Source organism: Brevibacillus laterosporus, assembly GCA_007833815.1.
Lineage (GTDB): Bacteria > Bacillota > Bacilli > Brevibacillales > Brevibacillaceae > Brevibacillus_B > Brevibacillus_B laterosporus_D.
Map to the genome: position 1 here is coordinate 2,912,163 of CP033464.1, position 24,381 is coordinate 2,936,543.

The window sequence follows — 24,381 nt, forward strand, 5'->3', positions numbered from 1 at the left end:
CAACATAAAGGAGCAAGAAACCCCTATATGACCTCTCTAAAAGAAGTATTTAAAAGTACAATCATGAAAAAATTTATTGTATTGTTTATCTTGATTGCGTTTGTCTACGTGTTTCGCAGTATGATGAACATGATTTTGCTTTTTTTCATCATCACCTTTCTGATGAATGAATTGCATCATTTCCTTGTTCGTCAACTAAGCATCGAGCGAAAGGTATTTAAGCAGATCACGCTGATCCTCCAATATGCGGTGTTTATTTCACTGATTGTCATTGGCATTCTTAGATTTTTGCCAAGTGTGATTACTGAATTATCTCCACTTGTACAACAAGTGATTGCCTTCTATGAAAAACCGATTTTTCCTGTGGATAATTTAATTCTTGAATTCATGGTTGAATCGTTGCAAAAGATCAATCTGGCCAGTTATGTGAATAACGGCATGGAATTTTTGGTCGGTGTGGTCTCGAATGCAAGCAAGTTGGGTATCAATTTTGTTATCGCCATGATTTTAAGTCTCTTCTTCCTACTAGAAAAAGAAAAGATTTTCTTTTTAACTTCTAAAGTAAAAACAAGTAAACTCTCGTATTTCTATGAGGATTTTCGTTACTTTGGAAATAAGTTTACGCAGTCTTTTGGTAAAGTGATTGAAGTACAATTTGTGATTTCGCTGGTAAACTGCATCATGTCGGTTATTGCTTTATGGATTATGGATTTCCCACATCTGTTTGCACTAGGAATTATGATTTTTGTCCTTGGCTTGATTCCGGTGGCAGGTGTGATTATTTCGCTAATTCCTCTGTGCGCTATCGCTTTTAGTATCGGAGGTTTTATCAAGATTATCTATGTGCTTATCATGATTACTGTGTTGCATGCTATTGAAGCTTATGTACTTAATCCAAAGCTGATGTCGTCCAAAACCAAACTACCGATCTTTGTAACATTTGCTGTTTTGATTGTATCTGAGCATTTTATTGGGGTATGGGGACTGATTCTGGGGATTCCCATTTTCATTTTCTTGCTTGATTTACTTGAAGTTAAATTTATGGAAAAATAGTGTTTGAATGGATAGAAAGCCTGACGGTGTTCCCTTGTGGAAGGAATCGTTGGGCTTTTTTACTCATAAGAGTGCCAATATTTGTCGTTACATAAAGGAAGAGGATTTTAAATTGCTGGCTCCGAAAAGCGGAAGGAGGCACACATGGTTAACGAACGAAGGATTGTAGTCTTACTTGTCATTCTGTTCATGTATGTTACGACCCTTTTCTTGGGAGGTTCCGAGATTGTCAAAAGAAATCTTAACACTGATAAGCTCTCATTCACTAGTGAACGAAAGACGTTGCAGGCTAATTCTATTGCGTCTCTTTTACAAAAAAGTCCTTTGGTTGTTATCGCTGGATCTGACTTGCAGGGACAATTGAATGAGGATCAAATAAAAGCTCGACTTTCAACATCTCTAGCTCCTTTGTTTGCCGACATGCAGCAGACGGGGCAGGAATCTCCTTTAGTCGTGATTGTACCACAAAACAAGCAACTCCCAGTGTATCAATCTTTACCTTTTCACACTCCAGAGCAGATTCTTGGGATTACGAATGCCGCGGGGGAATGGTTCCCACTAACAGATGCCGAGTGTGCCTGTGATAGCCAACAGCTTATCGCATCTATTAAAAAGAAGGTGGGAGAACAGCAACAATCATTGTTAGGAGTGTTATCATTACGGACGGCACTTTATCATTACTATCTGCAAACAAAGACGCTTCCAAAGCAACTCAAGCAATTGACACAAGCAGCTCCCAACAATTTTTTGTCCCAAATTCCAGAACCCCCAGCAGGAAATAATGAAGGATGGATCTATAATCCAGCTGCCTTTGAATCGAAAAGACCATGGGAAAGTATGGAACAGGTAGTGATGGCAAGAGGGCTACAACCGCTAGCAAAAGGTCTTCAACCAATTGAATTAGACATTTCCATTCCGGAGTTTCGGATGCATGTGGTTAGTGGACCGCATTTATTACGTTCTTATCCGGTGGCGCTTGGAACACGTAATCAGACGCCACAAGGAGACTTCACAATTGCGTTAAAGGTAAATAAACCCAAATCAGCTACTAAGGTATATGGTACGCGTGCACTCGCCTTAAGCAACCCTGATTATGCAATCCATGGAACAAATGATCCATCTTCTATCGGCAAAGCAGTGTCAAAAGGGTGTATACGGCTTTTCAATCGAGATGTGGAGGAGCTTTATAGCTTAGTTCCACTGGGAACGAAAGTACATATTGGTAAGACAAAGCTTAAATCATCACCTACGAGTATCCCTGGTAGTGGTAAGCCGTATCTACTACCAGTAAGACCAAATGAGCAGTCCAGCAAAAGCTATCACTGGCGGGGGTAAGCAGTACCGAAGCAAAAGAAGATGGTGGAGCATGACCAAAGCTGTGGATTGGTTTTTCCTATGCTTTTGGAGCTAGTACGACAAAATTATCTACGACTTCCAAAAGCAGTGTTCGTTTAGTAGCCTGCTCGTGACAAAAGGAAGATACTTCTTTGGATTATTGATTGGAATAACGAATGGGATATTGTTTAGTTACTATGCAGAAGCTCCATTTATCTACATGGAGTAAAACAGTGGTTCCATGTAATAAAGATTAATTTATGAGAGAGAAAGGGCTTGTAAGTGGAATGTAGGCCCTTTCTTTCTTAGTACTTTACATAGGATAGGGGGGTATAGTATACTTAACACAATCGGAGTGGAACATGTTCAGGTAGAGTTTGCTGAAAAACAGGTAGAAATCGAGTACGATCCAAATATTATAGAAGCAGGCTTCCTGAAAGAAACAGTGGAGAAACTGGGATATAAGGTAGTGTAGGGCAATGTAAATCTGTCCCTCAAAAGAGCTATAGCAATACAGTGAATATTTATTGTATGATAGGAAAGATTCAAATAAATGCAAATGATCCAGTTTATGTCTAGGTCTCTTGCCTTCACAGGAGGAGACTTTTTGTAAGAAATAAAATATACCCATATAGGGTATAGTATATATAAGGGAGGTAGTAACATGGCAGAGAGTGTAGCAACCACTAAGCAACAAAAAACAACGATGCAAATTACGGGGATGACATGTGCCGCATGTGCCCGACGAATAGAAAAAGGGTTACATAAGACAGAAGGAGTTCAAGAGGCTACCGTTAATCTGAGTTTAGAGCGAGCTACTGTTACTTTTGACCCGAAAAAGGTAAGTGTCGTTGATTTAGAACAGCGTATTGAATCGCTTGGATATGGCACTGTTAAAGAAAAGGCAGAGCTTCTTATCACTGGAATGACATGTGCCGCGTGTGCAATTCGCATTGAAAAAGGTCTAAAAAAAACTCCTGGCGTCATAAAAGCCAATGTTAACCTAACGATGGAACGTGCAACTGTGGTGTATCAGCCATCAGAGACAGCCACTGTCGATTTGATAAAAAAGGTAGAGAATTTGGGATATGGAGCAAGCTTGAAGCAGGATGAACAAGCATCTGAATCTGATTATCGTAAAAAAGAGATTGCAAGGCAAAAGCGTAAATTGATCATCTCTGCGATCCTATCCCTACCTTTGTTATGGACTATGGTGAAACACTTTTCGTTCACATCGTTTATCTGGACTCCTGATCTATTGATGAATCCATGGTTTCAATTCCTTCTGGCTACACCGGTTCAGTTCATTATCGGATGGCAATTTTACCAAGGTGCTTACAAAGCGCTTCGCAACGGCTCAGCTAACATGGATGTATTAGTAGCACTGGGAACATCGGCTGCTTACTTTTACAGCTTCTATGAAACGATAAAAAGCATGGGAACTATGCATCATGAGGTTCATCTTTACTATGAAACAAGTGCGGTTCTCATTACATTGATTTTATTAGGGAAACTGTTTGAAGCGTTGGCAAAGGGACGGACATCAGAAGCAATTAAAACGTTAATGGGGCTTCAAGCTAAAACAGCGACGGTTATTCGCAATGGTGAAGAGCTGGTCATTGCTGTGGAGGACGTACATGTTGACGATGTATTCCTCGTAAAGCCAGGTGAAAAAATTCCAGTAGACGGAGAGATTGTTGAGGGAAAATCTACGATAGATGAATCAATGATAACGGGTGAAAGCATCCCTGTGGAGAAACAGCCCGGCGATCATGTAATAGGGGCCACGATTAACAAAAATGGTATCTTACAAGTAAAAGCAACTAAGGTAGGCAAGGAAACAGCTTTGGCTCAAATTATTAAGGTTGTGGAAGAAGCACAAGGCTCAAAAGCACCGATTCAACGTGTAGCCGATAAGATTTCAGGTGTTTTTGTACCGATTGTGGTATCACTTGCTATCGTTTCTTTTTTGATTTGGTACTTCTTCATTTCACCAGGCGATTTCACTAATGCTCTGGAAATCTTAATTGCGGTGCTGGTCATTGCTTGCCCGTGCGCACTTGGTCTAGCAACTCCAACCTCAATCATGGCAGGCTCTGGTCGGGCAGCAGAAGTGGGTGTCCTGTTTAAAGGTGGCGAACATTTGGAAACGACACATAAAATTGATACAGTGCTTCTTGATAAAACAGGAACGATTACAAAAGGCAAGCCTGAATTAACGGATGTGATATCAGTAGATAGTATGGAGAAACAGCAATTCCTCCAATACATTGCCAGTGCGGAGAAAAATTCTGAGCATCCTTTAGCGGAAGCAATCGTTGCTGGGGCTATGGAGCAAGGTATTGTACTGCAAACTCTAACCGAATTTGAAGCAATTCCGGGATATGGAGTGCGTGCCATACTTGAAGGTAAGGAACTATTAGTGGGAACACGTAAGCTAATGAAAAAATATGGGGTGGAGATCGACCAAGCATTACCTATTATGGAGAAATGGGAGCAGGAAGGTAAAACAGCGATGCTCGCCGCGATTGATCAGCAATATGCCGGTGTGGTTGCAGTAGCGGATACGGTAAAAGAAACGTCTCGGGAAGCGATTGCTCGCTTAAAAGAAATGGGTCTGAGCGTCTATATGGTGACAGGCGATAATGAACGAACCGCAAAAGCGATCGCTGCTCAAGTTGGAGTCGATCATGTGATTGCAGAAGTGCTACCAGAGGGAAAAGCAGCGGAAGTAACCAATTTACAACAAGCTGGTAAAAAGGTAGCAATGGTCGGAGATGGGATCAATGACGCTCCAGCTCTAGCCACAGCAGATATTGGTATCGCTATGGGAACAGGAACGGATATTGCAATGGAGGCAGCCGATATTACTTTGATGCGTGGTGATTTAAATAGTATCGTGGATGCGTTCGCGATGAGCAAGAAAACGATGACAAACATTAAACAAAATTTGTTCTGGGCGCTTGCCTACAATTGTTTAGGAATTCCGATTGCGGCTATTGGCTTACTAGCTCCTTGGCTAGCAGGTGCAGCGATGGCGCTAAGTTCTGTGTCTGTTGTGTTAAATGCATTGCGATTGCAACGAGTTAAACTGTAAAAGGAGAAAAAGGATAGATCAAGAACGAAATTAGAAAGGCGTCTAGATAAGATATTAGGCGTCTTTTTCTATTGATCAAAAAAATAACAATTTTTTACATAGACGATATCAGCAAATAAAGGATCATTTATTATCGGTGTTATATAAGGAATCTTCTGAATAATCATTTGTTAAAATGTTACTTTTTGTCGGATAGATGAATCTTTTCAATTTCATTTGAAACTCTTTATATAAATGTGATAAATATCACACATGAGCTATGGGACAATCTGAGAAAATAACGCAAGGATAGATAAAATACCTTTTAGTTAAAAAACTATCAAGAGAGAGGGATGAGGAAATCTATGGATTTGGATCTGGTAATGCTTTCACGTACTCAGTTTGCTTCCACAACGATTTTCCACTTCATCTTCGTCCCATTGTCGATTGGGTTAGCTTTTCTAATCGCAATAATGGAAACGATGTATGTGGTAAAAGGGGAAGAAAAATATAAGCACATGGCAAAGTTCTGGGGAAAGCTGTTCCTGATTAACTTTGGTGTGGGTGTTGTTACAGGGATTTTACAAGAGTTCCAATTTGGTATGAACTGGTCTAATTACTCCCGGTTTGTCGGGGATGTTTTCGGTGCACCGCTTGCGATTGAGGCATTATTAGCATTCTTTTTGGAATCTACATTTATCGGTTTGTGGATTTTTGGTTGGGATCGTTTGTCAAAGAAAGTGCATTGTCTTTGCATTTGGCTGGTGTCTTTTGGTACGACGATGTCTGCGTTTTGGATTCTGTTAGCTAACTCATTTATGCAACGACCTGTAGGATTTGAAATCAATAATGGTCGTGCAGAGATGAATGACTTTTTTGCGCTCGTCACAAATGGACAGTTAATGGTAGAGTTCCCGCATACGATTTTTTCCGCGTTTGCAACAGGGGCTTTTCTCGTAGCAGGTGTCAGCGCTTATAAATTATTGCGTAAACAAGAAGTATCATTCTTTAAAACATCATTTCAGTTGTCGATAGTTGTTGCTCTTATCTCTTCTATCCTTGTTGCTGTGTTTGGTCACCAACAAGCTCAATATTTAGTGGCAACACAGCCTATGAAAATGGCTGCGAGTGAAGCTTTGTGGGAAAGAAGTCCGGACCCTGCTCCTTGGACAGTATTTGCTACGATTGATACGCAGAATCAGAAAAATGGAATGCAAGTTGAAGTTCCATACATGCTAAGCTACCTATCCTATAGTAAATTCTCAGGTGACCTTCCTGGTATGCTTGAGTTACAAGCTGAATATGAACAAAAATATGGTCCTGGTGATTATATTCCGCCTGTTCGTACGACATTCTGGAGCTTCCGTATCATGGTAGCTGGTGGTAGCTTGATGATTCTGCTAGCGATGGTTGGACTCTATCTGTCTTGGCGCAAAAAGCTGGACCAGCCAAATAAATGGTTTATGCATGCGATGGTGTATAGCATTTCATTGCCGTTTATCGCAAATACAGCAGGTTGGGTCATGACTGAGTTTGGTCGCCAACCGTGGACTGTGTTTGGTCTGATGAAAACGGAAGACAGTATTTCTCCAAGCGTATCTGCTGGTGAAGTGTTATTCTCCCTAATTGCTTTTAGTACGATATATTTGGCTCTGTTCATCGTGTTACTATATTTGTTCACTCGTGTTATAAAGAAGGGTCCTTATGCCCTAGTGAAGGCAGAAGCAAGCACAAATGACCCGTTTAATAAGGAGGAAACTCATGCTTTCTCTTAATGAACTATGGTTTGTCCTAATCGCAGTCTTATTTATTGGATTCTTCTTTTTAGAGGGTTTTGATTTTGGAATCGGGATGTCTACTACTTTCCTAGCCAAATCTGATTTGGATCGCCGTGTTTTAATCAACTCAATCGGTCCGTTCTGGGATGCGAATGAAGTATGGTTGCTGACAGCGGGAGGAGCGATGTTTGCTGCGTTCCCTAACTGGTATGCAACGCTGTTTAGTGGGTTCTATTTGCCGTTAGTATTTCTTCTGTTAGCGTTAATCGGTCGCGGGGTCGCTTTTGAATTCCGTGGAAAAGTGGATAACGCAACATGGAGAAAAGTGTGGGATATCGCCATTTTTATCGGTAGCTTTTTGCCGCCGTTCCTGTTTGGTGTTGTGTTCTCTTGTCTATTAAAGGGCTTGCCAATCGATTCAAACATGGAAATGAATGCTGGATTGTTTGACATGGTAAATCTCTATAGTGTGATGGGTGGAGTGACTGTTGTTGTCCTTTGCCAAGTACATGGACTTTTGTTTGCAACCCTGCGAACAACAGGTGATTTGCGATTCCGCGCTCGTAAGCAAGCAAAATTGTTATTGGTTCCACTGGCGCTTTTATTGGTTATCTTTGGTGGGATGACCTACTTCATGACGGATATTTTTGCCGTTCGAGGTGGCATACTAAGTGTGACTGCGGTATTGGGTGTTATTGCTTATATTCTGGCTGGTTACTTTATTTCTAAAAAACGCGATGGCTGGGCTTTTGGTATGACAGGTACAGTGATTGCACTTGCGATCAGTTCGGTATTTATTGGATTGTTCCCGCGTGTAATGATCAGCTCCATCGATAGTATGTTTAACCTGACAATTCATAATGCGTCATCTAGTTCATACTCGCTGAAAATCATGACGATAGTAGCTTTAACATTGCTACCGTTCGTGTTGGGCTATCAAATTTGGAGTTACTTCGTATTTCATAAACGTGTACATGAGAAGGAGCACTTGGAATATTAATGGGTAAAAACTTACTCTGTTATAAAGGAATTATGCCAGTTCTAATTGCAGTAGCTGCGCTTGTCCTAATCCAAAGTTTGTCCATTCTGTACCAGGCAAAATGGTTGGCGGAAGTGATTTCCGCCCTTTTTGCTGGTCAAAAACTGCAAGATTTATATATGGGATTGGGCTTGTTCCTGTTGGCGTTTCTTATTCGTCATCTGACCAACCTGATGCAGCAGAAAATTGCCTATCGATTTGCTGAAAAAACAGGCAGTGATGTGCGCAGAAAATTGATGGAGAAACTATTTTTATTAGGACCGCGTTTTGCTAAAACTCAGGGTACAGGAAATGTAGTAACGCTTGTAATAGAGGGCGTTGCACAATTCCGTACCTATTTAGAATTGATTATCCCACGTATGGTTAGTACTGCGATTACACCTTGGATTATTCTAGCCTATGTAGCTTGGCACGATATGATTTCAGGGGCTATTCTGCTTGTTACTATGCCTATTTTAATTGCGTTCATGATTTTGATTGGTCTTACAGCTAAAAGTAAAATGGATCGTCAATGGAAGTCGTACCGTATTTTATCCAACCATTTTGTAGATGCATTACGTGGATTGGAAACGCTCAAGTTTTTAGGTTTAAGCCGTTCACATAGTAATACAATTGAACGGGTAAGTGATCGTTATCGTTCTGCTACGATGGGAACCCTGCGTGTAGCTTTCTTATCATCTTTTGCTTTGGATTTTTTTACAATGCTTTCTGTGGCCTGTGTTGCGGTTAGTCTAGGGCTGCGTCTTATTTCAGGAGATATGATCCTATTAACAGGGTTAACAGTGTTAATTTTAGCACCTGAGTATTTCTTGCCAATTCGTATGGTGGGTGCTGACTATCATGCGACATTGAATGGGAAAGAAGCGGGAGAGGCGATCCAAGCGATCCTTAAAAATCAGGTTGCCATGGACAAAGATGAAAATGCTAGTGTAACTGTAAACGAATGGACGAATGATAGCTCGTTGGTGCTTACTTCTATTGGGATGCAGCATGAGGTAAATGCGGAATCAATTCAATTAGAACAAGCTCTTATAGAAGCCAATCCTTCTTTACAAGATATTTCTTTTACGATTACTGGAAAGCAAAAGATTGGAATTATTGGAGAAAGTGGCGCTGGTAAGTCTACATTGATTGATGTACTTGCAGGATTTTTAATCCCTACCTCGGGACAAATGGAGTTGAATGGTCATCGGGTATCTTCGCTATGCAAAGCTGAATGGCAAAGTCAAGCCACCTATATTCCTCAGCATCCATATATTTTTTCAAGCTCGTTACATGAAAATGTGAAGTTTTACTCTCCTTCAGCTAGTGATGAGCAGGTAAACAGAGCGATTGAAGCAACTGGTTTAGGTGAGTTGCTCAACAGTTTACCTAGGAAAGGTGAGGAACCAATCGGGAATGGTGGTCGAGCGTTAAGCGGTGGACAAGAGCAAAGGGTTGCGCTTGCTCGTGCATTTTTAAGCAATCGCCCCATTATTTTATTGGATGAACCGACCGCCCATCTCGATATTGAGACAGAATATGAACTAAAAGAGACGATGCTCTCTTTGTTTGATGATAAATTAGTGCTGTTGGCAACACATAGGCTACATTGGATGCTTGATATGGATCTAATTATTGTACTGGAGCATGGTATGGTGAAGGAAGTAGGTACACATGCAGAGCTGCTTGCCAAACAAGGAGCATACTATCAAATGATCTCAATGCAAGGGGAGGAAATCTAATGAAGCGAGAAGAATGGTTTCGCCCCTACATAAGAGCCCATGCGAGAAGGTTTGTTGCTATCATCTTCCTAGGAGTATGTACGGCTCTTACAGCTAGCTCTTTGATGTTTACATCAGGTTTTCTTATCTCTAAGTCGGCATTGCGTCCAGAGAATATTTTGTTGGTCTATGTGCCAGTGGTATTGGTCCGCACGTTTGGGACCAGTCGTGCCGTTGTGCATTACGTAGAACGTTTGATTGGACATGATACAATCTTGCGGATCCTATCGAAAATGCGTTTGCGTCTGTATCAAATGCTAGAGCCACAGGCTTTGTTTGTTCGCTCACGTTTTCGCACGGGTGATTTGTTAGGCGTTCTAGCTGATGATATTGAGTATCTACAAAATGTTTACTTGCGCACCATTTTTCCTAGCATCGTGGCACTCGTCATGTATGGGGTAGTGCTCGCTGTAATCGGTTGGTTTGATGCAGGATTTGCCTTGTTAATGGCTTTTCTGATCTTGTTATTACTATTTGTGTTTCCAGCTATTTCTCTTATGCTAACGAAACATCTTCAAACGGACAGTAAATCAGAACGCAATGGTCTATATCAAAAACTGACGGATGCCATAATGGGTATGAGTGATTGGGTGATTAGCGGTAGGGAGGAGCAGTTCGTTCATTCTTACGAGCAGGATGAAGCAAAAGTAGCCCGTATCGACGACGCATTAAGTGAATGGAGTAAATGGCGTAATTTCTTGGGACAGATTATTGTTGGTTGCATCGTCGTGACCATGTTATTTTGGACAGGTGATCAATACGCAATGGGTGAAATTACGGTGACGTTGATTGCTGCTTTTGTACTGGTAATGTTTCCTGTGATGGATATCTTTTTACCAATCTCAGAAGCCATCGAGAAAATTCCACAATATCAAAACTCGCTAGATCGATTGCACAGTATCAACAGTGTAGATGATAGAAATAACATTCGCGATATTCATCCAGTGGTAGCTGAGCAACAGGTACAACTAGCTCGTCAAGATGCGCATATTCGCATAGAGAAAGTCACATATCAATATTCTAAAGAAGCGCCTACTGCGGTTCAACAGGTCTCGCTTACTGTCCCACAAGGTAAAAAAATAGCGATCATTGGACGAAGTGGTGCTGGTAAATCCACCTTATTAAAGCTGATACAAGGTGCGATTCTTCCTACGGGGGGTAGTGTCAGCATTCATGGTATACCGGCAGATCAATACAAAGAACATATCCCGACGATAATGTCAGTATTGAATCAAAGTCCTCATCTATTTGACACTACTGTAGGGAATAACATTCGCCTTGGAGATTTACAGGCCTCTGATGAAGAACTAAAGGAGGTTTGTAGGCAGGTACAACTGGATCGTTTAATCGAATCTTTGCCAGAAGGATATCAGACTCCGATGCATGAAACGGGGCAACGTTTTTCTGGCGGTGAACGTCAGCGAATTGCACTGGCACGTATTCTCTTACAAAATACGCCGATCGTGTTGCTAGATGAACCGACAGTAGGGTTAGATCCTCGTACGGAACGTGAGTTGCTTCGTACCATCTTTAAGACTATGCAGGGAAAAACGCTCATTTGGATTACGCATCATCTGGTAGGTGCAGAGCATATGGATGAAGTGATTTTTATGGATCATGGAAAGGTTATCATGAGAGGAACACATGCCGAATTAATGGAAAAAGAGCCTCGCTATCGGAATTTGTATCATCTGGATCGACCTGCGGCATTTCAAGTGAAGTGAGTAATCCTTTTCTTGAACCTCTCATGGCTAAAGCCACGAGATTCCTGCGCTATCACATCCAACGAAGTGAGAATTAGCAGGCTATCCCCGTAGTCCCTACGGTTATTGAAAAAAAGTGTACGTTGGACTCTTCTCTCTGACCTACTGCTTGGTTTTCGCTTTTCGGTCAGAGAGGACGAAGGTGCTTGAATGTTTTACGCCACAAAAGCATTCCTTATGGCAACCCCATACATTCCGTTTTCAATGAGCAATCTGTACAAGATTAGTATACCTGTTCTTGTTAGTTATTCAAAGAAGTAGTCGGACAAGTAACGTGTCAGAAGACACACTTTGTCCGAAGCCGATTCATCTCATGATTAAAATCACGAGTGTTCTCGGCTAATTCATAAAAACGAGGAAGTACCAAAAGGAGACAAACTTCTTTTGGTACTTCCTCTATTTTTTATTAATGCGATACATGCCAAAGTGATCGATACTGACATGGACATGAATACTTTCCAGTGACTCTTTGGTTAGTGTAACATCATTTCCATCTGATAGACGTTTCCAGGCTTGGATATCCTGTTTGTACAGATGGTTTTTTAGTGAATATAGATCAATTCCCTTTTTGATTCCTTTTTGATAGGTACTCTTAATCTCTTGCATTATTTTTTGTTCTGCTTTTTTACGTAGCTCCTTCATCTCAGTTGCTTCGCTTACCTCCTCTATAAATCCATGCACGTCCACATAAATAGAAAAAATGGGTTGACCACTTTGATCAAATGCAATTTTTACTTTATGCTTGGGCTTGGAAAAGGCCAGATCAGCCAGCGGTTTTTGCCCTCGATCAATAGTAAGATAGGAATGTTTGGTACTGTATGTCAACCAGCGCAGGCCAAGCACTTGATTTTTTGGGAACCACTCCCGATCCGTGCCATCTTTAATCGCGTATATCCCGTCTATTTCGTATTGAGGGGTTTTTTGGGAATCCTTTCTCCAATCCTTTTGATTGATACTCAGAGATGGTAGCAACAACGTAGTTCCCGGCGCTCTTATCTCATAGACAAATCGATGAAGCCTGATCGGTTCAATGGTGGAGTCCTGCTTAAAGGCTTCTCTAGGATTATGCAAAATAGTGAGAAGGGGAGAGAGTCCAAAGAGAGACTGAGTAGCAAATAAGGTATTGATGGGTTTCGTTGTGCCAAATACCCAAGGTGTGTATCTGACCTCAGGATATCGGATCAAGTTATCAATGCTTTGCAAGATATCTTTTTCTAACGCCCTCTGACTTAGAACAATTGCGGTAATATAATCCCAAACCACTCGTAATTGGTTAGATTTGAAAATATTGTTAATTGCTCTGTCTATCGTTTTTCCTTTGGCTTGAGCAATCCAGATAGGCCTGGTTACTTTGTTACTAGCCGCTTCCTGCTTAGCGATATTCGTAAAATCGAAGGACTGCGTGTAGACAATAAATTCTCCATCCTTATAATCAATCCCTAGTGCTTTCACATAGTTCAGATCCTGAATGTTTCTATTGTCCCAACAGCCGGTTAACAACAACGACAACGAAACTGTCAGGAGGCAACAGAGAAACGACCAAGTTTTTTTTCTCATGATTTCTCCCTGCCCTGTTTAGTGGAATCTGTTGTATGCAGAATCTCTGGTCGTTTTCTCATCGATTTTAAAGGAATAGCGATTAGTGATTTGAGCATATCTCCAAAGGTTGGAGGAGAGATCGGTGCTAAATAAGGTAGACCAAACGACTCTTGAGTACACAAATAGAACACAATCCACAATAGGGCTAAGAAAAAACCGTACATACCTAAAAAGGAGGATAAAATGAGTACAAATACCCGCAAGACACTAACAGTTCCACTCAACGACTGATTGACCAAAGTAAAGGTTGCCACCGCCGTCACCGCTGCAACGACCAAGGTAGTGGACGAACCGAGTCCAGCTCGTATGGAGGCATCTCCAACAATTAATCCCCCGACTACTGCTATGGTTTGTCCTACTGCTTTTGGCAACCGTATCCCGGCCTCCCGAAATAATTCAAACAAACCCATCATCAGAAACATTTCCATTGAGGAAGAGAGGGGCAGTCCTACCCGTGCCGTTGTTACTGTAGCTAACAGCGGGAATGGTAATTGTTCTACATTGAACGAAATTAGGGCGGTCCAGAATCCAGGCGTAAAAATGGATACGATTAGTCCAAGGAGCCTGAGTACACGCTCAAAGGTGACAAAATAGAACGGAAAGTGGGCATCCTCAGGTGATTTTAACGTCAAAAGGAGGTTGGTTGGTCCAATTAATGCCATAGGGGAGCCCTCTAAAAAAATGATAAAGCGGCCACGCAATAAGCTTTGTACTACATAGTCAGGTCGTCCAGTATAATCCAGTAAAGGAAACAAGGCGTATGAGGAGTCACCCAAGGCCTCACCTAGCTCCGAGCTACTAACCAAGGCATCTACACTAATGTTGGTGAGCCGATGTCGTACTTCTTCTACGAGGTAAGGATCAATAATATCATTGATATACAAAAGGGCAACCTGAGACTGACCCCGAACACCGATTGTGAAGCTTTCATACCACATTGATTCCGTGCGAAGTCTTTTTCTGATGAGAGCTACGTTTGTAGAAACGCTTTCAGTAAACCCATCCTTGGGGCCTTTAATTGAAATCTCCGTATTAGATTCTTCCGGCATCCGATTAGGCGGATCAGAAATATCTAATAGAAAGGCTCGATCATATTCACCCAGACAAACGATGAGCTTCCCGGCAAATAATTCTCGCTCGATCTTTTTTATATCAACAGGAGAATCAATAGGCTGTAAAGGCAATGTCCGATGCTGTTCTAACTCTTCGATGGAGGAATACATGCTAAACATCTTTTGGAGATCGGAAAACACAAATTGGCGATACTGTTTGGCATCTGTTAGACCATCGCAATAGAAATACGAAATAGGTGCAGATGAATCTGCGGTAGCCAATTGAAATGTTTCTACTTTCACATCAGCACATTTTGCAAAATAATCACAGAGAAGCTGAGCTAAGCTTTGTTGGCAGCTTGTTTTATCCAATTCAGTTTTAGGTTGATTCATTTCCTTCCGCATGTTCATCCGTACCTCTCGCATTCTTTTTTGACAAGCTACCAAGGAGAGCAAGCAAGAGTGAAATAGCTAATAATATGAGCAATGATAAGGGAAAATAGATTTTTTTAAATGGATCAATTAATAAAGGATCTTTTGTATGGAACAAAATGACTACCAAAATAAGAATGCTGGACAAAATAGTTACCAGAATCTGATGTCCACGTTTTTTGATAGGGAGAACGTCATAAATAAGAAAAAGAGCTAGGGATACACGAATAAAAGCTCCAGATAGCCACTGGAAGATGGAAAAAAAATCGACATGCTCAAAATATTTGCCAATGGTAACCAGACGCCATTGTTCAAAAGCTGGGTACATTTGATTTGCGGCTTCTTTTGGCCCAAAACAAGCGATTGCCCCCATATAAGGGCCAATCGTTAGCCCAGCTAGGAAAATACAGAGCCATATTCCTTTTTTAAAGGTTATGGAGGTAGAGATATGGTGTTGCAGCATCAGAAGAAAGATGATTTCCACCATACCATTTCCAATGATCATCGCTCCTTTTAGAACAGGGAGATATCCATTTTCAAGGACGGGTAGCAATCGTGAGTAATCTTTGTACTGAAAGTTGGAGCCCATAACGAAATAACCTAACAGGATAACGAATGGTAGCAAAATTCCTGCACAGACAGCTAAAGGCTGTATACCAGATAAAGCACAAAGCATCGACAATAGAATCATGCTGGCGGAAATAACAAATATAGGAGTGGCGGGTAAATAGGATATCTTTATCCACATCGTCACGTCAATAATGGTTACATACGCATCTGAAAGTAAGTAGAGAACAAGAAGCCCAGTGACAAACCAAGCAAGCCAGGTGTTGCTCTGCTGCTCAATCCAAGTAAATAATTTCACTCCTTTTTGCCTACGAATGATGAACAGTAATAGAGGGATCCAAAAAATGGTAAGTAGCGTAGCGAGCAAAATGCTAATCCAACCATCTCTTTCAACAACACGTAGCAATAAAGGAATTAAGATAACATGATTAAGGAGCCCTGCTGATAGAAAGAAAATACAACAGGTCTGTAGAAACGTAATAGGTTTATCTCTGTATCTCACATGAATATCCCCCATTTACTAAAAATGGATTTTTCTTAGTGTGAACGAAACAAGGGAAGATTAACCGAAAAAAATCCTTTCCTAAAAAAGGGAAACTTAGGGATGTTCATCCTGATGCTTAATGCTCGAATCTTCTAAAGTTATGTTCTAATACATGCAACGCTTCTTGCAGAATGGGATAGCTTGATAGGTCGTCTTTAACATGTATATGACAACTGAGTTTTCAAAGCGATAGAAGCCGATGGTGCCCTATATAATGGCTCCTTTCAAATTAGAGTGATTTTGGTAAGACTCTTATGAATGTGTAGAGATGTTAATGTATGGTTTCTTTCTTTATGATTCTCCTATTGTAGAAACGGGTAAATAGGTAGGAAATGAAAGAGCAGGGGATGAAAAGATGCAAATTACATCTCAACAGATAGAGAACTGTTTACAATCGTGTAAGGCTTGTTTGCAGGCCTGTAACGAATGCTATGTGGCTTGCTTACAAGAAAGTGAGGTAGACATTTACCGAGACTGTCTTCGATTAGTTCGCCAAAGTGCTGAAATATGCATGGTAGCTATCAGCGCTTTATCCTTGGATAGTATGTTTAGTAGTCAAATTTGCAAATTAACAGCAGAGATTTGTGAAACATGTGCAAAAGTATGCGGTCAACACGAGCAAGACCATTGCCGAAAATGTGCCCATGCTTGTTACCAATGTGCAGCGGCTTGTCATGAGATGGTGGTTCACTAGTTTGTCAAAAAGCTGTCCATACTTGTATCGATGGCTTTTTTTATGCGATGATGATACACAAGGAATCGGTATAAAAATGTGATAAACTATAGGGAAGCAAACGTTTGGAAAAGGGGAAAATGAGATGAACGTAAATACTGTATACATCGTGGAAGACGATCCCAAACTGGCTGAACTCTTACAAAGCTATATTGAAAAATATGGCTACCAAGCAGTTATTGTAAAGAATTTTGAACGTGTGATGGAAGAGTTTCAAGAGCTGAACCCACAGTTGGTTCTTCTAGATGTGAATTTACCAAAATTCGATGGCTACTACTGGTGTCGCCAGATTAGAAAGATTTCTACATGCCCGATTCTGTTTATCTCAGCCCGAGCAGGAGAAATGGATCAGATTCTAGGATTGGAAAATGGAGCAGATGACTACATAGCGAAACCGTTCCACTATGATGTCGTTATGGCCAAAATTCGTAGTCATTTACGTCGCAATTATGGCGATTATGCTCCTAAAATGCAGGAACGAATTGTGCAACAAGCTGGATTAACTCTGTATCCAGAACGAATGGAGCTTACGTTACATAATGAAATGGTGAGTTTGACGAAAAAAGAGGCTGTATTAATTGAGGAATTAATGAAGCGCTATCCGCGTATTGTGAGCCGAGAGCGTCTGTTAGAAAATCTATGGGACGATCAGGTATACGTGGACGACAATACATTGAATGTTAATATCACACGTGTTCGTAAAAAGTTTCAGGAATTAGGAATTGAAGACGCAATTGAAACTGTGCGCGGGGCAGGGTATAGATTGTTACTTACGTGGGGGAATGAAGCGTGAAGTTGTTCTTTCGTGAACATTTGCGTCTGATTTTCTTCCAAGTTTTTCAATTGCTGTTTATTTTGTTTATTTTACTATTGGATGGTTACGTAAAAAATTCCGTATTGATCTATATGTTTGTACTAAGTATAGGGTTGTTAGCTATCTATCTTTTTATTACGTATATCCGCTCTAGAGAATTTTACTTGCATTTGGAAAAACCAATGGAGACCTTGGAAGATTCTTTAGTCGATTTTCACGAAACACCTATTAGTGAAGCCTATGCTGAAGCGATGCAGAGTCAATATCGGATGTATCAGCAAATGATTCTTGAACATGAACGTAAGAAAGACGAGCATGTCACTTTCATGAACCAATGGGTTCATCAGATGAAGACGCCTTTGTCTGTCATCCAGTTGTTGGTGCAAGATGAGGATGAATCTCCTTTTCCTAGTCTCAGAGAAGAAGCAGATCGGATTGGACGGGGATTAGAAATGGTCCTACATACGTCGCGTTTGGAAGTGTTTGAGCGAGATTTCCAAGTGGATTCCGTTGAATTAAAGCCTATCGTGCAAAGGGTAATTCAGGAGAACAAAACGTATTTTATACGCAACCAAGTCTATCCGGATGTACAAATTGCAGAAGGGATTTACGTAAAGTCAGATACGAAATGGCTCCCATTTATGCTAGATCAGATCATTACCAATGCGATTAAATATTCCGCAGGCTCCAAACAAAAGATTACAATCTCTGCAATCCAAAGGGATAAAGAGGTTGTGTTGGAAATTATAGACAGAGGGATTGGGATACCAGAAGCAGACATTAAACGTGTGTTTCGCCCCTTTTTTACTGGGGAGAATGGACGTAAATATCGGGAATCAACTGGAATGGGACTATATTTGGTGCAACAGATCAGTGAGAAATTAGAGCATCAGGTGAACATTACCTCCAAAGTAGGAGAAGGAACGACTGTTTTGCTGATTTTCCCCTGTCATGTGATGAAGTAATTGTTATGTTTTCATAGGGTGAAAGGCAAATGGCTTGCATGAAGCAGACTAGATTGACCAATCAAATAGATCAAGTTATAGGAGCCTTCATGGCAAATCGTATGAATGCAACAGAAAAGCGACCGTATGGTGTATGTATCCAACATACAGTCGCTTGTGATAAAGAGTTAGGTAAAACGTAAGGTAACTAGCCTAACACAACTCCGCTAGCACGTTTGAACTTTTTAAAAAAGTGTAGCTTACCTCGCCCCCCAATTCCAAGTGTCATTCAGAATTCTTACAAAAACTGTTAATGAACTGATGCACCAATAAATTTACCTCGTGATAAGCTTTTGTGGGCAACTGATGCTTATAGCGTGGAATGGAACGAACCTTTGCCATAGGTAATTGAGAAGCCATTTCTTGAGCAAAGCAGGTAAAGTGGCGATCTCTTTCGCCAGATAATAGTAGAACGGGTTGATTAATCTGACTGAGCCGATCTAACGTATCATAGCAAGCAGCATAGCGATAGTAGTCAGCAATACCTATCGGGTTACCTTTTATGGCATCTCGATAATTGCGCATAAAAGTAAGGGGATTATTGGCATTGTTAAAGCAAGTAATCATAGCTAATGAGTGTAGCGCCCCCCGACGGGCTACTTTTTCGCCGAGAGAGATCAAGCGATGTAGAGAATTGTTCCGGCAGTGTGCCATTCCACTTAACAAAATTGCACCTCGTATGCGTTCCGGTGCCTGTAACATCAATTCTAATGCGATAGAACCCCCGGTTGAGTAGCCTAGCAGAACTGCTTGATCTATACAGAGATGTGTAAGTAATTGATCTAAATCAGAAGCGATTCCTTCATAGGTAAAGGGTAATGCTGAGAGACTACTTGTGCCATGTCCTCTCAAATCTACAGTTATAATCTTATAGCGGTCATGTAGCTCCTTTTGTTGATAATAAAAAATGCTACCCGTAAGTAAAGGCGGGTGGATACACAAAATTGGAAGTCCTTCCCCTTTTGTTTCGTAGTGAATGGTTGCGCCATTAGCAATAAAGTAAGGCATATGATACCTCCGTTTTACACGTTTAGTTACTAATCTGCGCAAGGTATTCTTGTTTCAAACATGTAGGTGTTAGCAGACGGTTGCTAGAACACGGGTTTGCCTGTATAGTCTTGATAGAAGACGTAAAGGTAGACGGGTGACCTATGGAAGAGAAAAAGATTAGTAAAATGGTGGAAGCAGCCAGGATGTATTATCAACTGGACTTGAGCCAACAAGAGATTGCTAAAAAATTAGGAGTATCAAGACCAACTGTGTCGCGATTGCTACAGCAAGCGAAGGCAGAGGGTATTGTGCGCATTGAGATTATGGATCCAGATGAAAGTATTCAGCGAATTGAGTTTGAACTTACGCAAAAATATAGGCTTAAAAGTGTATTGGTTGTACCAGTAGCATCTAATGACGAGACGCTCATTAAAGAACAGATCGGCAAACGAACAGCGCAATATCTGCATGAGATCATAAAAGACAATGATATTATTGCGGTTACGTGGGGCACAACATTGTATCGGGTAGCCATGGAATTACAACCTAAAGCTGTTCAAGGGGCACAGGTGGTGCAATTAAAGGGTGGGGTCAGTCATTCTCAAACAAATACGTATGCCTCTGAGGTACTGCATTTATTTGGACAGGCTTATCACACTACGCCACATTATTTGCCTCTACCAGCAATAGTCGATTCGGCGTTGGTAAAAGAAACGTTGGAGACAGATCGCTACATACATCGGCAATTAGAATTGGCACGAAAAGCTAACATTGCCATTTTTACTGTAGGCGGTGTCATGTCTGATTCTTTATTGTTTCGATTGGGGTATTTTAGTGAACGTGATTTAGCATTGTTAGCCAAGCGGGCTGTAGGTGATATTTGTTCCCGGTTTTATGACCAACAGGGTACCATTGTAAATGAAGAGCTAACGAATCGAACAGTTGGTATCCCGATAGAAGAGCTGAAGACCAAAGAACAGTCAATTCTAGTGGCCGGAGGATCAACGAAGCTAGAGGCGATAAAAGGGGCCATTCGGGGTGGTTATAATAATGTTTTGGTTACTGATCAATTCACAGCCAAGGAATTATTAAAAAAATAGAGGTCATGCATAAGCTCGTAAATTACATTCATCTTACAATAAAAGAGGCAACCTCTCCCTATGGAGAAGGCTGTCTCTTTTTGATAATCAAAAATTTCTACTTGTAATCTTCACAAAATGTCTTAAAATAGGTGCTTATCCTTTTTAAAGACAGCAACCCGTTGTTACCTTCTGAATAGAGATCCATTTATGCATTATAAGAAATTGGACAAATGTTCAAACGATATTTGACATTTGCTCATAAGGCTGATAAGGTGAATGTGGAGATACTGAAGTAGGTAATCTCACGGTAGTAGCTGTCAACATACATAATGAAACAGCAGGTGATCAATATGAGAATGGTCGATTTAATTGAAAAGAAACGCGATGGAAAAGAACTGACCAAAGAAGAGATTATCTTTATCGTTGAGGGTTTTACTGATGGATCTATTCCGGATTATCAAATGTCTGCACTAGCTATGGCTATCTACTTTCAGGGTATGACTCCAGAGGAAACGGCTTACCTGACGATGGCAATGGTTGAATCAGGCGATCAGATTGATTTGTCCGCTATAGAAGGTGTGAAAGTAGATAAACACAGCACAGGTGGCGTTGGTGACACTACAACGTTAGCTCTTGCTCCGCTGGTTGCAGCAGTAGGGGTTCCTGTGGCAAAAATGTCAGGACGTGGTCTGGGACACACCGGAGGCACGATTGACAAGCTGGAGGCCGTAGCTGGTTTCCATGTAGAGATTGATAATGCTGAGTTTAACCGCTTGGTAAACACAAATAAAGTAGCCGTTGTTGGACAAAGCGGAAATCTTACTCCAGCTGACAAAAAGCTGTATGGATTGCGTGATGTTACAGGATCGGTAAGCTCCATTCCATTAATTGCGAGCTCTATTATGAGTAAAAAAATTGCTTCTGGTGCTGATGCAATTGTACTGGATGTCAAAACGGGCGCTGGAGCTTTTATGAAAACGCTAGATGATGCTAAAGAATTGGCTAGCACCATGGTGAAAATCGGTAATCAAGTAGGGCGTAAAACGATGGCAGTTATCTCTGACATGAGCCAACCCCTTGGTTTTGCGATCGGGAATGCGTTGGAAGTAAAAGAAGCCATCGATACATTAAACGGTCAAGGCCCAGAGGATCTGCGTGAACTCTGCTTGGTGTTAGGATCGCAAATGGTTTATTTAGCAGGAGAAGCTACGAGTCTAGAAGAAGCACGTACCAAGCTAGAAGAAGTGATCGCAAACGGCAAAGCTCTAGAAACCTTTAAAACCTTCTTGGCTGCACAAGGTGGAGACGCTAGCGTTGTTGATCAACCAGATCGTTTGCCAACTGCTCAATATACCATGGAAGTTCCAGCGAAAGCGGATGGTTATGTATCTGAAATCATCGCAGACGACATTGGTACAGCCGCTATGATCTTAGGAGCAGGACGTGCTACCAAAGAATCTGAGATTGACCTTGCAGTAGGTCTGATTCTGCATAAAAAAGTGGGGGACCAAGTGAAGCAAGGAGAATCACTCGTAACGATCCACAGCAATACTCAGGATGTAGAACAAGTGATGGAACGTATCTATCATTCGTATGGTTTCTCTAAAGAACCAGTGGATGCATTGCCGTTGGTCTATTGTGAGATTAAAGAGTAGATAATTAGTAAACGGTTACGAAAGAGGGGATTGTACATGTCCAAAGAAAGCGTAGCAAAATATATTGATCATACAGCATTGAAGCCAGAAACGACTAAAGAAATGATCGTAAAACTATGCGAAGAAGCGAAAGAATACCGATTTGCTTCCGTATGCGTGAATCCTACTTGGGTAAGCTTGTGCGCGGAACTATTGAAAGAAGCGCCAGAAGTTAACGTGTGTACAGTTATTGGTTTCCCATTAGGAGCGAATACTCCTCAACTGAAAGCTTATGAGACAACGAATGCAATTGAAAACGGAGCGACTGAAGTAGATATGGTCGTAAACGTGGGCGCATTAAAAGATAAAAATGACCAATTAGTTGAACAAGATATCCTCGCAGTAGTAGAAGCAGCAAAAGGTAAAGCATTGGTAAAAGTTATCATCGAAGCGTGCTTACTAACAGAAGAAGAAAAAGTACGTGCATGCGAATTATCTGTGAAAGCTGGAGCTGATTTTGTGAAGACATCTACTGGATTTTCAACAGGTGGTGCCACTGTTGAAGATATCGCATTAATGCGTAAAACAGTGGGTCCGGATGTAGGTGTGAAAGCATCTGGTGGCATCCGTAGCTATGCAGATGTAGAAAAAATGCTTCAAGCGGGAGCGTCTCGCATTGGCGCAAGCGCGGGTGTGTCGATCGTAAAAGGAGAAGTATCTAACTCGCAATACTAGGACAAGGGTACAAGGTATAAGTATCCACCCAAAAAGCGTTTCTCTTACAGGAGCTATTCCTGCAAAGAGAAACGCTTTTTTAATGGGAAAGTGTACCTGCTGTTCGTGTTACATTTATACGCGTGGAGAAAGTAGCTGTTACAAACTGTATGTGCTTGCTCATTAGGTAACTAGTATTAGGAATCACTAGTCCCTTGGGGAGGTCTACGCTTACCACTAAATTGCACGATAAGAATGCTAAATAGAGCTAAGCCCGCATAGGTGATCGTGCTGTAGAGCAAGGGAGAGAGAAATGAGAAATGGATGCCAAAGAAGGCTATCACTCCAACAAAGGCCACCAAGGTAAGTACGAGTGGTAGTTCACGCAGATGCGTTTCTTGGATCAATGGTTCAGTCAGACTGCGTAACAGAATGCTTGCCAGCATAATGACATGTCCGAGACTTATGGGAAGGTACGCATATACGCTGTACGGTAATTGAGACATTAGAATTTCGACAATGGGTTTGAGTTGGGTGTGTACATCATGCCAATGGGATAAGATTTGAAAATGAATGAATAATCCAATTACACCAAACAATAGACCGCTTAATCCGATACCCAGGCGTAGTGACTGTAGTGAGTCTGTTTCCTTTACTAAGGGAAACAGGACAGCCATACTGAAAAATAAATGTAGACCAGTAAATAATAAACCGTTCCAGAGCCATTTCAAATTCAGTTGGTAAGATAGACTGGGTAAGGGGATATGGGCTTGGTTGCTGTATAAAAACAATACAATGATGAGAGCTCCCAAAATGCATCCCGCGGCTATCTTTGCTAAGTAAGAGGTGGAGAGCCTGGCGCCAAAGAAGACTAGGACTAGTAAACCGAGTAAACCGAGCAGTGCTGGCAGGGAGATTGTCTGTTCTAAAAAGAGTGCTTGATCTGCTAGTGCAATCCCACTGTAAGCAATGATGATGAGCGCTGTAAAGAAGCCGAGCACATGAGCGATTTGTGGCCCCATTAGATGGGCTAAAAACTGGGAGAGCGAGAATAACTGATTGCGATAGGCCGAGTGGAGAGATTCGTACAGGAGCCAAGTGATTGCTATAATGGCCAAAACCAAACCAATAGAACCCCAGGTGCCATAATAGGTAAAAAACCGCAACCATTCATAACCACTGAGAAATCCTGCCCCAACATCGAGGATGTAAGTAAGGACGTGACACGAAAGGTATTTTTTATCATCGATCATCTTCCTTTTTTGGTTGGAAAAATGTTGAATTAGACAAGGAGTTGTATCCTGCTATCAGTCTATGAGGCAAGCCTATTCGTTCAGAACAACAGTCTGATTTTTATACATAATAAATGTAATTGTTTACTAAGCTGATGAGATTAGTTATCATAGAAG

18 protein-coding genes and 1 pseudogene are annotated in these 24,381 nt (G+C 41.2%); 14 read left to right on the forward strand and 5 right to left on the reverse strand.

Annotated features, from left to right (window positions below):
* Nucleotides 1-27: 27 nt before the first annotated feature.
* The 8 genes from EEL30_15155 (at nucleotide 28) to cydC (ending at nucleotide 11,768) form a co-directional block, all read left to right on the forward strand.
* Complete coding sequence (locus EEL30_15155; GenBank protein QDX93512.1) at nucleotides 28-1,053, forward strand: AI-2E family transporter; 1,026 nt, start codon at nucleotides 28-30, stop codon at nucleotides 1,051-1,053.
* A gap of 144 nt (nucleotides 1,054-1,197) precedes the next feature.
* Nucleotides 1,198-2,388: a L,D-transpeptidase gene (locus tag EEL30_15160; protein ID QDX93513.1), complete on the forward strand. Its 1,191-nt coding sequence runs from the start codon at nucleotides 1,198-1,200 to the stop codon at nucleotides 2,386-2,388.
* A 322-nt stretch (nucleotides 2,389-2,710) separates the two neighbouring features.
* The gene (locus tag EEL30_15165; protein QDX93514.1) at nucleotides 2,711-2,863 is read left to right on the forward strand and encodes a heavy-metal-associated domain-containing protein; all 153 of its coding nucleotides are present in this window, start codon (nucleotides 2,711-2,713) and stop codon (nucleotides 2,861-2,863) included.
* A gap of 189 nt (nucleotides 2,864-3,052) precedes the next feature.
* Entirely contained in the window at nucleotides 3,053-5,485 is a 2,433-nt protein-coding gene (locus tag EEL30_15170) for a copper-translocating P-type ATPase (GenBank protein QDX93515.1), read from the forward strand.
* Between the two features lie 350 nt (nucleotides 5,486-5,835).
* Nucleotides 5,836-7,239, forward strand: coding sequence for a cytochrome ubiquinol oxidase subunit I (locus EEL30_15175; GenBank protein QDX95782.1), 1,404 nt, complete (start codon nucleotides 5,836-5,838; stop codon nucleotides 7,237-7,239).
* Nucleotides 7,226-8,242 carry a cytochrome d ubiquinol oxidase subunit II gene (gene cydB, locus EEL30_15180; protein QDX93516.1) on the forward strand — a complete coding sequence of 339 codons (1,017 nt, stop codon included), beginning with the start codon at nucleotides 7,226-7,228 and terminating at the stop codon, nucleotides 8,240-8,242. Before EEL30_15175 ends, cydB begins: the two co-directional genes overlap by 14 nt.
* Nucleotides 8,242-10,005, forward strand: coding sequence for a thiol reductant ABC exporter subunit CydD (gene cydD, locus EEL30_15185; protein ID QDX93517.1), 1,764 nt, complete (start codon nucleotides 8,242-8,244; stop codon nucleotides 10,003-10,005). The genes cydB and cydD overlap by 1 nt, the downstream gene beginning before the upstream one ends.
* Nucleotides 10,005-11,768: a thiol reductant ABC exporter subunit CydC gene (gene cydC / locus EEL30_15190; protein QDX93518.1), complete on the forward strand. Its 1,764-nt coding sequence runs from the start codon at nucleotides 10,005-10,007 to the stop codon at nucleotides 11,766-11,768. Before cydD ends, cydC begins: the two co-directional genes overlap by 1 nt.
* Nucleotides 11,769-12,203: 435 nt before the next feature.
* Here cydC and EEL30_15195 read toward each other — a convergent pair whose 3' ends face one another.
* Genes EEL30_15195 through EEL30_15205 form a run of 3 tightly spaced genes read right to left on the reverse strand, consistent with a single transcriptional unit; the run spans nucleotide 12,204 to nucleotide 15,959 of the window.
* The gene (locus EEL30_15195; GenBank protein ID QDX93519.1) at nucleotides 12,204-13,364 is read right to left on the reverse strand and encodes a Ger(x)C family spore germination protein; all 1,161 of its coding nucleotides are present in this window, start codon (nucleotides 13,362-13,364) and stop codon (nucleotides 12,204-12,206) included.
* Nucleotides 13,361-14,863, reverse strand: coding sequence for a spore germination protein (locus tag EEL30_15200; protein ID QDX95783.1), 1,503 nt, complete (start codon nucleotides 14,861-14,863; stop codon nucleotides 13,361-13,363). The genes EEL30_15195 and EEL30_15200 overlap by 4 nt, the downstream gene beginning before the upstream one ends.
* The gene (locus EEL30_15205) at nucleotides 14,838-15,959 is read right to left on the reverse strand and encodes a spore gernimation protein (GenBank protein ID QDX93520.1); all 1,122 of its coding nucleotides are present in this window, start codon (nucleotides 15,957-15,959) and stop codon (nucleotides 14,838-14,840) included. Before EEL30_15205 ends, EEL30_15200 begins: the two co-directional genes overlap by 26 nt.
* A 397-nt stretch (nucleotides 15,960-16,356) precedes the next feature.
* Here EEL30_15205 and EEL30_15210 point away from each other — a divergent pair, with 397 nt between their 5' ends.
* From EEL30_15210 to EEL30_15220, 3 genes are all read left to right on the forward strand, one after another.
* On the forward strand, nucleotides 16,357-16,695 hold the full coding sequence (locus EEL30_15210) for a four-helix bundle copper-binding protein (protein ID QDX93521.1): 339 nt from the start codon (nucleotides 16,357-16,359) through the stop codon (nucleotides 16,693-16,695).
* A gap of 124 nt (nucleotides 16,696-16,819) precedes the next feature.
* The gene (locus tag EEL30_15215) at nucleotides 16,820-17,527 is read left to right on the forward strand and encodes a DNA-binding response regulator (protein QDX93522.1); all 708 of its coding nucleotides are present in this window, start codon (nucleotides 16,820-16,822) and stop codon (nucleotides 17,525-17,527) included.
* Nucleotides 17,524-18,513 carry a sensor histidine kinase gene (locus tag EEL30_15220; GenBank protein ID QDX93523.1) on the forward strand — a complete coding sequence of 330 codons (990 nt, stop codon included), beginning with the start codon at nucleotides 17,524-17,526 and terminating at the stop codon, nucleotides 18,511-18,513. The genes EEL30_15215 and EEL30_15220 overlap by 4 nt, the downstream gene beginning before the upstream one ends.
* A 264-nt stretch (nucleotides 18,514-18,777) precedes the next feature.
* Here EEL30_15220 and EEL30_15225 read toward each other — a convergent pair whose 3' ends face one another.
* A complete protein-coding gene (locus EEL30_15225) occupies nucleotides 18,778-19,560 on the reverse strand; it encodes an alpha/beta hydrolase (protein ID QDX93524.1) in 783 nt (260 codons plus the stop codon).
* Nucleotides 19,561-19,703: 143 nt separating this feature from the next.
* Between EEL30_15225 and EEL30_15230 the strand changes: the two genes are divergently transcribed.
* The 3 genes from EEL30_15230 (at nucleotide 19,704) to deoC (ending at nucleotide 22,993) form a co-directional block, all read left to right on the forward strand.
* On the forward strand, nucleotides 19,704-20,642 hold the full coding sequence (locus tag EEL30_15230) for a sugar-binding transcriptional regulator (protein QDX93525.1): 939 nt from the start codon (nucleotides 19,704-19,706) through the stop codon (nucleotides 20,640-20,642).
* A gap of 332 nt (nucleotides 20,643-20,974) precedes the next feature.
* Nucleotides 20,975-22,279, forward strand: a complete 1,305-nt coding sequence (locus EEL30_15235; protein QDX93526.1) for a pyrimidine-nucleoside phosphorylase — start codon at nucleotides 20,975-20,977, stop codon at nucleotides 22,277-22,279.
* A gap of 36 nt (nucleotides 22,280-22,315) precedes the next feature.
* Complete coding sequence (gene deoC, locus EEL30_15240) at nucleotides 22,316-22,993, forward strand: deoxyribose-phosphate aldolase (protein ID QDX93527.1); 678 nt, start codon at nucleotides 22,316-22,318, stop codon at nucleotides 22,991-22,993.
* A gap of 176 nt (nucleotides 22,994-23,169) precedes the next feature.
* Here deoC and EEL30_15245 read toward each other — a convergent pair.
* Nucleotides 23,170-24,218 (reverse strand): annotated as a pseudogene (locus EEL30_15245) (hypothetical protein).
* Nucleotides 24,219-24,381: the final 163 nt, after the last annotated feature.